Origin of the sequence: Mycobacterium sp. E3198, assembly GCF_001667015.1 — a bacterium.
GTDB lineage: Bacteria > Actinomycetota > Actinomycetes > Mycobacteriales > Mycobacteriaceae > Mycobacterium.
This window is the reverse complement of sequence record NZ_LZIS01000129.1, coordinates 41221-54161: the sequence shown is the minus strand read 5'-3', so window position 1 is coordinate 54161 and position 12941 is coordinate 41221. Positions and strand designations below refer to the sequence as shown.

At 70.8% G+C, this 12941-nt stretch carries 9 protein-coding genes and 1 pseudogene; 6 read left to right on the top strand and 4 right to left on the bottom strand.

From position 1 onward, the window contains the following. From A5673_RS30045 to A5673_RS14965, 3 genes and pseudogenes are all read left to right on the top strand, one after another. A pseudogene (locus A5673_RS30045) lies at positions 1 to 796 on the top strand (serine/threonine protein kinase); the annotation flags it as partial. Next, positions 775 to 1431, top strand: coding sequence for a bifunctional 2-polyprenyl-6-hydroxyphenol methylase/3-demethylubiquinol 3-O-methyltransferase UbiG (locus A5673_RS30040; RefSeq protein ID WP_231971109.1), 657 nt, complete (start codon positions 775 to 777; stop codon positions 1429 to 1431). The pseudogene A5673_RS30045 and the gene A5673_RS30040, both read left to right, overlap by 22 nt. Positions 1432 to 1569: 138 nt before the next feature. Beyond that, entirely contained in the window at positions 1570 to 3456 is a 1887-nt protein-coding gene (locus A5673_RS14965; RefSeq protein WP_068233543.1) for a serine/threonine-protein kinase PknH/PknJ, read from the top strand. 23 nt (positions 3457 to 3479) lie between these two features. Here the strand turns inward: A5673_RS14965 and A5673_RS14960 are convergent, their stop codons facing one another. The 3 genes from A5673_RS14960 to A5673_RS14950 all read right to left on the bottom strand — a co-directional run bounded on the left by A5673_RS14960 (position 3480) and on the right by A5673_RS14950 (position 6824). After that, positions 3480 to 4049 (bottom strand): hypothetical protein, encoded by a 570-nt coding sequence (locus tag A5673_RS14960; RefSeq protein ID WP_068233540.1) that lies wholly within the window; start codon positions 4047 to 4049, stop codon positions 3480 to 3482. Between the two features lie 230 nt (positions 4050 to 4279). Then, the gene (locus A5673_RS14955) at positions 4280 to 5416 is read right to left on the bottom strand and encodes an adenylate/guanylate cyclase domain-containing protein (RefSeq protein WP_068233537.1); all 1137 of its coding nucleotides are present in this window, start codon (positions 5414 to 5416) and stop codon (positions 4280 to 4282) included. Between the two features lie 16 nt (positions 5417 to 5432). Next, positions 5433 to 6824 carry an amidase gene (locus A5673_RS14950; protein WP_082958748.1) on the bottom strand — a complete coding sequence of 464 codons (1392 nt, stop codon included), beginning with the start codon at positions 6822 to 6824 and terminating at the stop codon, positions 5433 to 5435. A 47-nt stretch (positions 6825 to 6871) separates the two neighbouring features. On the opposite strand from A5673_RS14950, the gene A5673_RS14945 reads away from it, so the two are divergent. The 3 genes from A5673_RS14945 to A5673_RS14935 all read left to right on the top strand — a co-directional run bounded on the left by A5673_RS14945 (position 6872) and on the right by A5673_RS14935 (position 11820). Further along, a complete protein-coding gene (locus A5673_RS14945; RefSeq protein WP_068233568.1) occupies positions 6872 to 7306 on the top strand; it encodes an HIT family protein in 435 nt (144 codons plus the stop codon). 4 nt (positions 7307 to 7310) lie between these two features. Continuing rightward, positions 7311 to 7760 carry a nitroreductase family deazaflavin-dependent oxidoreductase gene (locus A5673_RS14940; RefSeq protein ID WP_068233535.1) on the top strand — a complete coding sequence of 150 codons (450 nt, stop codon included), beginning with the start codon at positions 7311 to 7313 and terminating at the stop codon, positions 7758 to 7760. A 97-nt stretch (positions 7761 to 7857) separates the two neighbouring features. After that, positions 7858 to 11820, top strand: a complete 3963-nt coding sequence (locus A5673_RS14935) for a bifunctional diguanylate cyclase/phosphodiesterase (RefSeq protein WP_068233532.1) — start codon at positions 7858 to 7860, stop codon at positions 11818 to 11820. Between the two features lie 3 nt (positions 11821 to 11823). Here the strand turns inward: A5673_RS14935 and A5673_RS14930 are convergent, their stop codons facing one another. Next, the gene (locus A5673_RS14930; protein ID WP_068233566.1) at positions 11824 to 12855 is read right to left on the bottom strand and encodes an LLM class flavin-dependent oxidoreductase; all 1032 of its coding nucleotides are present in this window, start codon (positions 12853 to 12855) and stop codon (positions 11824 to 11826) included. Positions 12856 to 12941: the final 86 nt, after the last annotated feature.

Below are 12941 nucleotides of genomic sequence, written 5' to 3'. Positions count from 1 at the left end.
CGCGCCCGCCAATCCGTCGGGATCCGGGCGGATACCGCAGCCCGGGCACGGCGCGGCCCCGCCCCCACCGAGTCTGCCGGGCTACCAGCCGCCCTTCGGCGGGCCGCCGCCGCAATTCGCCGGCCCTGTGCCATGGGGCCCCGGGCGCCCGCCGGCACCCCCGCGCCGCCGCAACCCCTGGATCCTCGTCGCGGCGATCGCCGCCGCCGTGATCCTCGTCGCCGCGGTCATCGGCATCTCGATAGCCGTCGGGAACGACGACAGCGAAACCCCCACCGCGGCCAGCACCACCACCACCACGACGACCACGACCACCAAGAGAACGAGCACCCGCACGACCTCCCCATCGCCGTCCGGCCCGCCGCCCGGCGCGGTGAGCCGGCTGCAAAGCCTGCTGCCCACCGGCTACCCACCCGGCACGTGCAATCCGGACCCCCAGCCGATGGTGGGCTCGATCGTCTCCATCTCGTGCGGGCAGAACACGGATCCGGGCGGCCCAACCATCTCGGCCTACGCGCTGTTCTCGGACCTGCAGGGTGTGCAGGACGCGTTCACCCGCTTCACCGGCGCCGACACGCTCGTCAAGTGCCCGGGCGACAAGGCCTCGCCCGGCACCTGGTGGCACAACAAAGACCCGAACACCATCCTCGGCCAGATCGCCTGTGGGACCTACAAGAACGACGAGCCGAAGGTGATGTGGACGAACCAGCAAACCCTGGTGTTCGCGGTCGTCGGGGGAAACACGCAGGGGCCGAACCTCGACCAGCTGTACAAGTGGTGGGCCAACCACTCTTGAGCGCGAGCTGGCTGGCATGGGACCACAACGCCTACTACCAGCGAGTGCTGTTGCGGCAGCTGTCGCCGCGGTGCGGGCGGGTGCTCGACGTCGGTTGCGGGGCGGGGGCATTCGCGGCGCGACTGGCCGCCCGCGCCGATCATGTCGATGCGATCGACAAGTCGGCCGCGATGATCGAGGTGGCCCGGCGGCGCGCACCGGCCAACGTCACCTGCACCCTGGCCGACGTGATGGACACTCCCTGGGCCGCAGGCCATTACGATGCGATCGTCTCGCTCACCGCGCTGCACCATGTCCCACTCGACGACGCTCTGCGGCGGCTGGGGCCGGCGTTGCGCCCCGGCGGCGTGCTGGCCGCGGTGGTGTTGCCGCGCGTCGACCTGCCCCGCGAGGCGCCCACCGAAATCGTTGCGGCGGCGGCCAATCCGGCGCTGGGCGCAGTGTTCGCCGCGCTGCGGGCGGGCCGCGGCGACTGGTATGGACCGGACCCGGTTGACGAGGCGATGCCGACAGTCGTCGATCCGCCGCTGACCACCCGGCAGGCCCGCGAAATCGCGGGCGCGACCCTGCCCGGCGCCCGCGTCCGCCGGCTGCTGTTCTGGCGTTATCTCCTGCTGTGGCGGCGCCGCGCCTAGCGATGTGGTGGTTGTCCCGCGGCGGCGCCGCCGCGCGCCCACCGTCTTGATTGCTGAGCCCGGGCTCGCGGTTGGCCGTTTGAGGCCGCCCGATGTTGATATGGTCGGCGGGTCCGGGGTTGGTTTGGAGGGTCAGGAATGAGCGACGCGCAGGCCTCACGGGTGGGTTCGATGTTCGGGCCCTATCACCTAAAACGACTGCTGGGCCGCGGTGGGATGGGCGAGGTCTACGAGGCCGAGCACACCGTCAAGGAGTGGACGGTGGCGGTCAAGCTGATGTCGGACACGTTCAGCAAGGACCCGGTGTTTCGCGAGCGGATGAAGCGCGAGGCCCGCATCGCCGGCCGTTTGCAGGAACCCCACGTGGTGCCCATTCACGACTACGGCGAGATCGACGGCCAGATGTACATGGAGATGCGCCTGATCGAGGGCACGGACCTGGATTCGGTGCTCAAGCGGTTCGGCCCGCTGACCCCGCCGCGCGCGGTGGCCATCGTCACCCAGATCGCCTCGGCGCTGGACGCCGCCCACGCCGCCGGCGTGATGCACCGCGACGTCAAGCCGCCCAACATCCTGGTCACCCGCGACGACTTCGCCTACCTGGTGGACTTCGGCATCGCCAGCGCGACCACCGACGAGAAACTGACCCAGCTCGGCACCGCCGTCGGCACCTGGAAATACATGGCGCCCGAACGGTTTTCCAACGACGAGGTCACCTACCGCGCCGACATCTACGCGCTGGCGTGCGTGCTGCACGAGGCGTTGACCGGATCGCCGCCCTACCGCGCCGACAGCGCCAGCACCCTGGTCACCGCACACCTGATGGATCCGATCCCGAAGCCCAGCGCCGTGCGCCCGGGCGTCCCCAGGGCCTTCGACGCCGTGATCGCGCGCGGCATGGCCAAGAAACCCGAAGACCGCTACGCCAGCGCCGGCGACCTGGCGCTGGCCGCCCACGAGGCCCTCAGCGACCCCGATCAGGACCACGCGAACAACATCGTGCGGCGCAGTCAGGAAGCCACCCTGCCCGCCACCGCCGAGGCGCACACCGCGGACAGCGGCGGCCCCACCCTGGCCGCCAGCGCCGTGGGCCCGCCACAACCTCCGGCCAGCACCCCACCGCCCGCGCCGGTGCAGGGTTCACCGCCGCCCTACCCCACGGCGCCCAGCTCGGGTCCGATGCCGCAGGCAGCCCCGACCCCGCGGCCGTGGGCCCCCGACAGCGGCCCGGTGCCGTCCGGACCGCAGGCCTACCAGGGCGGCAGCGGTAATTGGGGGGGCCCGCCGCCACAGTTCACCGGCCCGGCTTCCTGGAATCAGCCGGTGCCCAAGCCCAAACGCAACGCGTGGCCCATCGTCGCAGCCGTCGTCGCCCTGGTGGTCCTGGCGGGCGGCGGCGTGGGGATCTGGCTTCTGACCCGGCCGGCGCCGGCGCCGCCTCCGCCGGATCCCATACCCGCCGGACGGCTCAGCGCCCTGTTGCTGGATCCGTCGGGCGTCAACACCATCATGGGTTCGTCCGCGATGACGCCCGGCAAGCCGATCACGTCGACGGACACCTCGACGGTGACGCTCTCGCTGCCGAACTGCCTGGGATCGCTCTACACCAGCCAGGACCCGGTGTACGCGGGCACCGGCTACACCGGGATCAGTGGGCTGGTGTCCTCCGAACCGGGCGACGACTACGACCACTGGGTCAACCAGGCCGCCGTCGCGTTCCCGTCCGCCGAGAAAGCCAAGGCGTTCGTGCAGGCGTCGGCGGACAAGTGGAAGAACTGCTCCGGCAAGACGGTGACCGTGACGAACAAGACCAAGACGTTCCGGTGGACGTTCGCTCAACTGGGCGGCGGCCCACCGAAGATCGCCATGCTGGAAACCCAGGAGGGCGCCGACGGCTGGGAGTGCCAGCGCGCCATGGGGGTTGCGAACAACGTGGTCGCCGACGTCAACGCGTGCGGTTACCACATCAGCGATCAGGGCGCGCAGGTCGTCGACAAGATCCTCGCCAAGGTCGACAACGAATAGCCAAGGCGCACAGCGTCGTTGGCCTATGACTGGAGGTCGGGCCCCTCGGCGCGCAGATCGTCGACCGCCGACATCGCGTCGCGCAGCTTGGCCAGCCACTCCTCGGTGTGCTCGCCGACCAGCTTGACCGTCCACGCGAGCGCGTCGGCGCGGGACCGGGCGACGCCGGCGTCGACCAACGTGTCGAGCACCTGGCGCTCGGGTTGCTTGAGGCGCGTCATCACCGGTACGGCGATGTGGGTGAACAGGATTCGCTCGCCGCCCACTTCCACGCCCCAGGAAACCTTGCGCCCGTAGCGATCCTGCGCCTCGTCGGCAATGCGCATCCGCTCCGAACGGGTCTCCTCGCGGAATCGCGAGACCCGGCCCTGCGCGCGGGCCTCGCTCTCGTCTCCGGCGGCCTCGGGTTCGGCCAGCTTGCCGATCACGGTGATCTCTTCGCGATCGACGATGACGGTGGGGTCGCCGTCGAACCAGACCTCGGGGAGGCGACCGGCGAACCATTCCGCCGCGCCGCTGGCGTCGGGCTGCTGGGCCTGCTGCCAGCCGCCGGGGCGGCCGTAACGCCGCCCGTGTGTGTGGTGCGATTTCATGATTACATGATTACACCGTTACAACTGTAATGGAATGCCGTTCACCGCAGGCGAACAGCTCGAACCGTTCCCCGGCGCGGGGCCGACCCTTGTCCGGGGCTGTTCAGAGTTGTAGTTTTGGTAGCGAAGCAGGCCCGGAAGCGACCGATTCGAAGCGCTGGGAAACGGGGTAGGAAACCAGCCGCGTGCGACCTAAGCGTCAAACGCCCCCTAGAGTCGCCCGGGCCTGCCTATGCGGAAGAACCATCCCCGCGGCGCATCCGAAATAGCTTGACCTCGCTCTTGATGCCCTTGAGCCGGCGCGCGCCGGCGAACGACCCCTGGAAGTCGCCGTGGTCGCCGAGGGCGTCGAGGACCGAGTCGGCGGCCAGCACGGTGCCCGGGCGGGCCACGGCGGTCACCCGGCTGGCCACGTTGACCGGGCTGCCGAACCAGTCGCCGGCCCTGCTCACCGCCATCCCGGCGGCCATTCCCGCCCGCAACCGCGGGAAGTCGTTGTCGCTGTCGACCGCCTCCACCAGCTTCAGCGTGACGTCGAGCATGGGCTGCGGCTCGGGACAGACCAACATGACCGCGTCGCCGATCGTCTTGATGAACCGCACCGGCGGGACGGTCAGGTCCCGGGCCAAGTGGGCCAGGCGGTTGGCCAGGTGCCCCAGCTCTTCGGCCGACATCACTTCGCCGAGCCGGGTGAAGCCAACCAGGTCGGCGAAGGCGACCGTGATGTGGCGCGCGCCCGGAAGCGGCTTGCCGGCGGCCCGTTCCGCGGCGTTGACCGCTTCGGTCTCCATCATGTGGCGCAGCTGCATGAACATCATGTTCTGGATCAGCGGGCCGAGCTGGGGCGCGATCTTGCTGACCAAAGCCTTTGACGCCTGGGCGATTTCCAGTTCCGTGGCTCCCGCGTGCATGATCGCCGACAGGGCGGTGTACCGCATCACCTCGGCGGCGCGCGAAAGCCCTTCGGCGAGCACCTGGACCACGAGCACCAATTGCTCGGGATCCAGGCCCAGCTCGACGAACCGCTGGATGAACGCGGCGGCCTCGCCGTCGGCCCGCATGTGCACGACCGCGTCGGGGTCGTCGACTCGGACCAGGCCGATGGCGCGCTGCAGCCGCTGCAGCAGCGCCAGGTCCACGCCGTAGGTCTCGCTGATCTCCCGGGTGGAGACGTAGGTGCCGTCGTCCCCGATGAGGTGGCGGGTGGCCAGCAGCAGCGGCGGGTTGGTGCTGCGGATCTCCTCGGCGGTGATGCCCTGATCCAGCAGCCACCGCACCAGTTCCGCGCGCTCGGCCCGCGCGGCGCCCTCGAGCGCCTCGAGCAGATCGTCGATGTTGTCGTCGGCGCCCACGTCGTCAAGGTACAACGCGCGCGCGATACCCCTAGGACACCGGCGGTCGCCGGTGGGCCCACGGGCGGGCGGCCTCGATCTGCGCCGACAGCGACAGCAACGTCGCCTCGTCGTAGGGCCGGCCCACCAGCTGCACCCCGAGCGGCAGCCCGTCGCCGTCGAAGTCCCACGGCACGGCCGCGGCGGGCTGCCCGGTCAGGTTCCAGACCTGCTGGTACGGGACCCGCTGGGCCACCGCCAACAGCGTCCACACCGCGCCGCGACGCTGGTAGGCGCCGATGCGGGACGGGCCCGTCGCGTTGCCCGGCGTCACGACGACGTCGACGTCGTCGAAGATCGACTGGATCCGGGTGATCGCCTCGCCCTCGGCCTCGCGCAGGGCGGTCATCCGCCGGTCGGAGAACATGGCACCGGCGCGCGCCAGGTTGCGGGTGCGCGCCTCGAGGCGCTCGGGGTGGGCCAACGAGTCCGCGTCGTCGCTGATGCCGCGCAGGTAGCGGGGCAGGTAGTTGGCGATGATGGCCGACGGCGGATAGTCGGGGTCACGGGTGATGACCTCGTGGCCCAGGTCGCGCAGCAGCGCCCCGGCCTCCTGCACCGCCGCCAGCTGCGCCTTGCCCACCCGGACGGGCAGCGGCGTCGGGCCCTTGGTGCTCAACGCGATTCGCAGCCGGCCGGGGTGGCGGGCGGCGGCGGCCGCGAACTCCCCCTCGGGCCCGGGCACGGTCGACGTCGCATCGAGGAACAGCGCCGCGTCTGCCACCGACCGGGCCAGCGGGCCGTTGACGCTCAGCCCGTACCAGGCGTCGTCGTGCGGCTCCAGCGACACCCGATCGCGTTGCGGCTTGAGGCCGAACACGCCGCACCAGGTCGCCGGGATGCGAATCGAGCCGCCGCCGTCGGAGCCGAGCGCCAGCGGGGCCAGCCCGGCGGCCACCGCCGCGGCGCTACCGCCGCTGCTGCCGCCCGGCGTGCGCTTGGGGTTCCACGGGTTGCGGGTGGCCCCGAACGTCAGCGACTCGGTGTAGGGAAACATCATCAGCTCGGGCACGTTGGTCTTGCCGATGATCACCGCGCCGGCCGCGCGCAGCCGGCGGACCGCCTCCCCGTCGGAGGTCGCCGCTGGGCGGTGCCCCCCACTGCCGTAGGTGGTGACCTCGCCGGCGACGTCGACGTCGTCCTTGATCGCGACCGGCACGCCGAGCAGCGGCAGCCGCTCCCCCGCGTCCAGGCGGTCCTGCGCCTCGGCCGCCGCGTAACGCGCGCTGTCGGACAACACCACCCGGTAGCAGCGCAGCTCGCTGTCCAGGCGCGCGATCCGCTCCAGATAGATCTCGAGCAGCTCCGGCGCGGTCAGTTCGCCGTCGGCCAGCATCCGCGCCTGCGCGGCCGCGCCGGCGTAAGCCACATCGCGGGCGTCCACTGCGGCAGCGTATCCCGCGGCGCGCGGCAGTCAGTACCGTGGGCGACATGCCCTGTGTGTTCTGTGCGGTCGTCGCCGGGGAGGCCCCTGCCCTGAAGATCCACGAAGACGACGACTACCTCGCCATCCTCGACATCCGCCCGTTCACCCGCGGCCACACGCTGGTGATCCCCAAGCGGCACACCGTCGATCTGACGGACACCCCGCCCGAGACGCTGGCCGGCATGGTCGGCATCGGCCAGCGGATCGCCCGGGCCGCCCGCGCGACGGAGCTGGCCGACGCGACCAACATCGCCATCAACGACGGCCGCGCCGCCTTTCAGACCGTCTTTCACATCCACCTGCACGTGCTGCCGCGGCGCAACGGGGACAAGCTCTCGGTGGCCAAGGGGATGCTGGTGCGCCGCGACCCGGACCGGGAGGCCACCGCGCAGCTCCTGCGGGACGCCGTGGCGCGCATCGACGCGAGTCAGCAAGACTGAGCCCGTGAGCAACCTGACCCCACTGGAGCAGTTCGTGCTGCTGCCGTTCCTGCGCCTGCACGACACGATCTATCGCAAAACCGACGGCCGGATCGGCCACCGCATACCGGGAATGCCGCCCAGCCTGCTGCTGCACACGACCGGCGCGAAGACCGGCCGGCAGCGCACCACGACGCTGACATACGCCAAGGACGGCGACTCGTACCTGGTCGTCGCCTCCAAAGGCGGCGACGACCACAACCCCGCCTGGTACCACAACCTGCGCAAGCGCCCCGACTGCGAAATCAGCGCCGGGCCGAAGCGGATCGCGGTGACGGCCCGGCAGGTCGGGCCCGACGACTCCGACTACGCGAGGCTGTGGGACATCGTCAACAAGAACAACGGCAACCGCTACGACGGCTATCAACGCCGGACGGCGCGGCCCATCCCGATCTTCGCACTGACTCCGCGTTGAAAATGGCCAGGTAGGCCCGGATAGCGGCGCAGCGGTCTATTCTCCTGACACGCGCGGTGAACGCTCACCGCAAAGCGCGGGATCGGCTGGAGCGGCTATGACACGGCGGGCGGGAAATCCGTGGCGGCGGTTCGGCCTGTCCGCCCGCGCGGGTTGGCTCCTCGTCGGCGTTTACGGTGTCGCGGCGCTGCTGGTGGTGGCCTCGTCGCTGTTCAGGTGGCGCGGCGCGTTCGGGACGCGGCCGGTCGACGAGGCCGCGTTCGCGCTGTGCATGCTCGTGGCGGGCGCCAGCGCCGGCTATGCGGCAAGCTTCTCGACCGGGCGCCGCAGGTTCGGCTGGCTGGCGCTCGTGATCGGCCTGGTGGGCTGGGGCGCGGGCGAGATCCTCTGGTCGGGTTACGAGGCGCGCCCGGAGATCGAGCACGCCACCCACCCCGCCGTGGCCGAGGTCGTGTTCAGTTTGTATCCGCTCGGCGCCATGGCGTCGCTGGCGCTGTTGTCGCATCTGTCCCGCCACAGCCCCCGGCGGCTGGTGCTGGACGGCCTCATCGTGGCGACCTCGCTGTTCGTCATCTCGTGGGTGTTTGTCCTGGACAAGCAGCTGCGCGAGGACAGCGGCTCGCGGCTCGCCACGCTCATCGAGGTCTTCGCCGACGTCGTGATCCTGACGACGGCCATCCTGATGCTGTCGCGGGTCCGCTCCAACGACCTGCCGAGCCGGGGTCTGCTGGCCGGCGGCATCGCGACCATCGCCGCCGCCGACATCGCGATGGTGTTCCAGACCGGGGTGGGCAGCTACCACCTGGGCGATGTGACCGACCTGGGGCGGGTGGCCGGGTTCGGGCTGCTCGCACTGGCGGCGCTGACCAGCGTCCACGAAACCGGCAACGACAATCCGCGGACCGAGATCATGTCCCCCGCCCTGCTGTGGCTGCCCTACCTGCCGCTCATGCTGGCCGCCGCGGTCGGCCTGGGTCACGCGGTGGGCCTGATGGCGCACGGGCCGCTGCTCGCCGCGCTGGGGATCCTTGTCGCCGCGGTGCTCGCCCGGCAGTTCATCGTGCTCGTTGAAAACCAGGGCCTGCTCACCGAAGTCGCCCGGGAAGCGTTCCGCGACAGCCTGACCGGCCTGGCCAACCGGGCGCACTTCCTGCATCGCCTGGAACAGGCCGTCGCCCGGCAGCGCCGCGCCGGTGGGCCCATCGCGGTGTTGTGCCTGGACCTCGACAACTTCAAAGCGGTCAACGACGCGTTGGGTCACCCGGCCGGCGACGAGCTCCTCGTGCGGGTGGCCGGCCGGCTCACGGCCGCGCTGGGCGACACCGGCATCGTGGCGCGCCTCGGCGGCGACGAATTCGCCGTCCTCATCGAGGCTTCGGTCGAAGAATCCCAGGCCGCCGCCGACCGGGTGCTCGACGCGTTCGGCACACCGATTGTGATCGACGGCGTCCCCATCGAGGTCAGGCCCAGCGTCGGCTTCACCGCGGCCGCCGCCGCGTCCAATTGCACCGTCGACCAGCTCCTGCAGCATGCCGACTTGGCCATGTACGCCGCCAAACGCGAAGGCGGACAATGCATTCGAGGCTTTGTGCCCGACCTGCCCTTCCCCTACGCGTTCCCCGAAGCCACGACGTCGGCGGAACCGATTTCGGCGGGGGTGGCCCGAGTCGCCAACGCGGCCGCGGTGGGCGCCTTCGGCACCCAGACCAAACTGGCACGATCGCTGGCACCGATCGCCGAAGCCGCGACCTCACCGCGGGAGCGACCGCACGACACCCCGCCCGGCATGCGGTGGCCGCCTACATCGATCCGGATTGCCTTGGCGGCATTGGGGATTGGCGTGGCGGTGTTCGCCTTGACGAGCGTGGTGGATCCGGGTGCCGCGCGCAACGCGTTCTTCGTCAAATTCCTCTATCCCGCGCTGAACCTGTCCGCCGCGGCGCTCATCGTCGTTCGGGCCTCCCGCGTCACGGCCGACCGCCTCGCCTGGGTCTTGATCGCGATCGGCATGGCGGTGTCGGCGGTCGGTGACATCGTCTACGCCACGTGGGTGCCCGACGGCCAGTCGCCGTCGGCGGCAGATCCCGAATATTTGGCGTTCTACCCCTTCCTGTACGCCGGGCTGCTGCTGCTCATGCGGTCACGGCTGAGGTCGGTGCCGCTGCCGATCCGGCTCGACGCGCTGGTGTGCGCGCTGGCCGCGGCCGCGGTGGGCGTGGCGCTGCGCGCGGGGCCGATCCATGCGGCCGCGGTGCGCGCACCGGCGACCGTGCTGTTGGGGCTGATCTACCCGTGGGGCGACCTGGTGCTGCTGGCGCTGACCGCCGGCATGCTGCCAATCCTGGGCTGGCGCAAGGGATTCCGCTGGGGCCTGCTGGTCGCCGGGTTCATCGCCTTTGCCGTCGCCGACACGGCGTATCTCTTCGAGACGGCCGAAGGGACCTACCGGGTGGGCACCACGCTCGACGCCCTGTGGCCCGCCGCGTCGCTACTGGTGGCCATGGCGAGCTGGGCGCCGTGGACCTCGACGACGCCCGCCCCGAAACGCGGAGTGGCCTCCTACACCGTGCCGGTGGTGTGCACCGTCGCGGCGCTCGCGGTCGCCGTCGTCGCGCACAACTCAAGGCTGGCAACGGCTCTGGCCGCGTTGAGCCTGATCGCGGTCGCGGCGCGATTCTCGGCGACCTTCCGCGACGTCAGCCTGCTGGCCGAACGGCACAAGCAGGCCATGACCGACGAATTGACCAACCTGCCCAACCGGCGGTCGCTGGCGACCGCCTTGACGGGGCTGTCCGACTCGGCGCCGGCGGGGCCGCTGTCGGTCCCCGGGGCGCCCTCACGCCGGGCGCTGTTGTTGCTGCACCTGTACGAGTTCGACGAGATCAGCGACTCGGTCGGCGCCCGGTTCGGCGACGAGCTGTTGTGCCACGTCGCAGACCGCCTGGCGCACTGCGTCCGTCACGACGATCTGCTGGCGCGGGTGAACGACGACGAGTTCGCCATCCTGCTCGCCGAGGGGTCGGACCTGATCGCCGCGCGCGCCCAGGCGGGCCGGCTGCTCGAGGCCCTGAGCGACCCGTTCGCGCTCGATCCGATCACCGTGCAGGTCGATGCCCGCATCGCCATCGCGCTGTGCCCCGACCACTGCGACCACCCGCAGGAGCTGTTGAACCGCGCCGAGACCGCGCTGCCCCACGCGAAGTCCGCCATCAGCAAGATCGCGGTGTACGACTCGGCGTACGAGATGTACCGCGACAACGACCCCAACCTCGTCGAGGAATTGCGCGTCGCGCTGCTGGATGACCAGCAGCTGACCGTGTACTACCAGCCCAAGATCACTGCGACCGACGGCAGCGTCCACAGCGTCGAGGCGCTGTTGCGCTGGCGCCATCCCCACCGCGGGTTGCTGCTGCCGGAGGAATTCCTGTGCGCCGCCGAACGCGCCGGGCTGATGCGCCAGATCGCCAACCGCACCATCAACCTTGCCCTCAGGCAGGCCCGGTCCTGGCGCGACCAGGGCATGGCGCTGCCCGTCGCGGTGAACCTGTCGACGACGAACCTGCTCGACCTGGACCTGGTCAGCACGATCGAGGGGCTGCTGAGCACCCATGGCCTGCCGGCCGACTCCCTGATCGTCGAGATCACCGAAAGCGCCCTCGTCGACTCGGCGCGCTCCCGTCACACCGTCGCCGCGTTACAGGCCCTCGGCGTTCGGATCTCGCTGGACGACTACGGCACCGGGTGGTCTTCACTGGCCCGCCTGCAGGACGTCTCGGTCGACGAGCTCAAACTCGACAGGGTTTTCGTGTCACGGCTGGCCCACGACCCGCGATCGGTGGCGATCGTGCGTTCCACCGTGGCGCTGGCCCGCAGCCTGGGCGCCGACCTGGTCGCCGAGGGGGTGGAAGACGAGGTCACCCTGCGCGCGCTGCGCCGGTACGGCTGCACCATCACCCAGGGCTTCGTGCACAGCCCGCCGCTGCCGCCGGACGACCTGCGCGACTGGATCGCCGTCCACGCCCCCACGTCCCGGCGGAGCACCTCACGCGTGACCGACTGACCGCTAGAACAGCTCCTTGGCGAGCAGCTCCAGCGTCGCCACGCGCGCGGGCGCGGCGGCCGGGTCGGTGCCGAGGTGGGCCGACGCGACCGGGTGCACCATCACCTCGTCGACGCGGAACCGTTCGGCGAGCGCGCGCACCTGTTGGGCGGCCTCTTCGGGCGTGCCGAGGACGGCGCGGCGCAGCCCGCTTTCCACGATGCGCTGCTGCTGTTCGGTCAGCTGGGCGACTTCGGCCTCCTCGACGAGCGGCACCGGCCCGAGCGGCTGCCCGGTGCGCAGCCGCGCCATGATCTGCAGGTTGGGCAGCATCAAAGCCGTTGCCTCGTCACGTGTTTCGGCCACGGCGGCGTTGACCGTCAGGAACGTCACGGGCTCGGGCGTGAGCTTGCTGGGCTGGAATCGGGAGCGATACACCTCGAGCGCCTCCTCGGTCCCCTGCCCGGAGAAGTGGTGCGCGAACACGTACGGCAGGCCCTTGGCCGCGGCCAGGTGCGCGGAGTACATCGACGAGCCCAGCAGCCACAGCCTCGGCTCGCTCGCCGCGGCCGGGGTGGCCTTGAGCCGGTAGTCCCCCGACCGCAGCGGCACGATCACGCCGCGCGCGCTCATCAGCGCGGCCACGTCGTCGAGGTATTCGGGGAAGTTCTCGATATCTTCGTCGCCCCGGCTGCCGCGCAGGGCGTACGACGTCACCGGGTCGGAGCCGGGCGCCCGGCCGATGCCCAGGTCGATGCGGCCGGGCGCGGCCGCCTCCAGCAGGGCGAACTGCTCGGCGACCGCCAGCGGCGCGTGGTTGGGCAGCATCACGCCGCCCGAGCCCAGCCTTACGTGCGTGGTCTGCGCGGCCAGGTAAGCGATCATTACCGGCGGGCTGGTGGCCCCCACCGACGGCATGTTGTGGTGTTCGGCCACCCAATAGCGGGTGAAGCCCAGCCGGTCGGCCGTCTGCGCCAAACCGACGGTGGCCGTCAGCGCGTCGCCGGTGGTCTGGTCGGTGCGCACCGGCACCAGGTCAAGGACGGAAAGTCGCACGATGGCGTCAACGCCTTTGGGCATTCGAACGTTCCCGGTGAGTGTGCGCTCACGGCTTTCGGTGTGAACACAGGGCGGGATTTCGG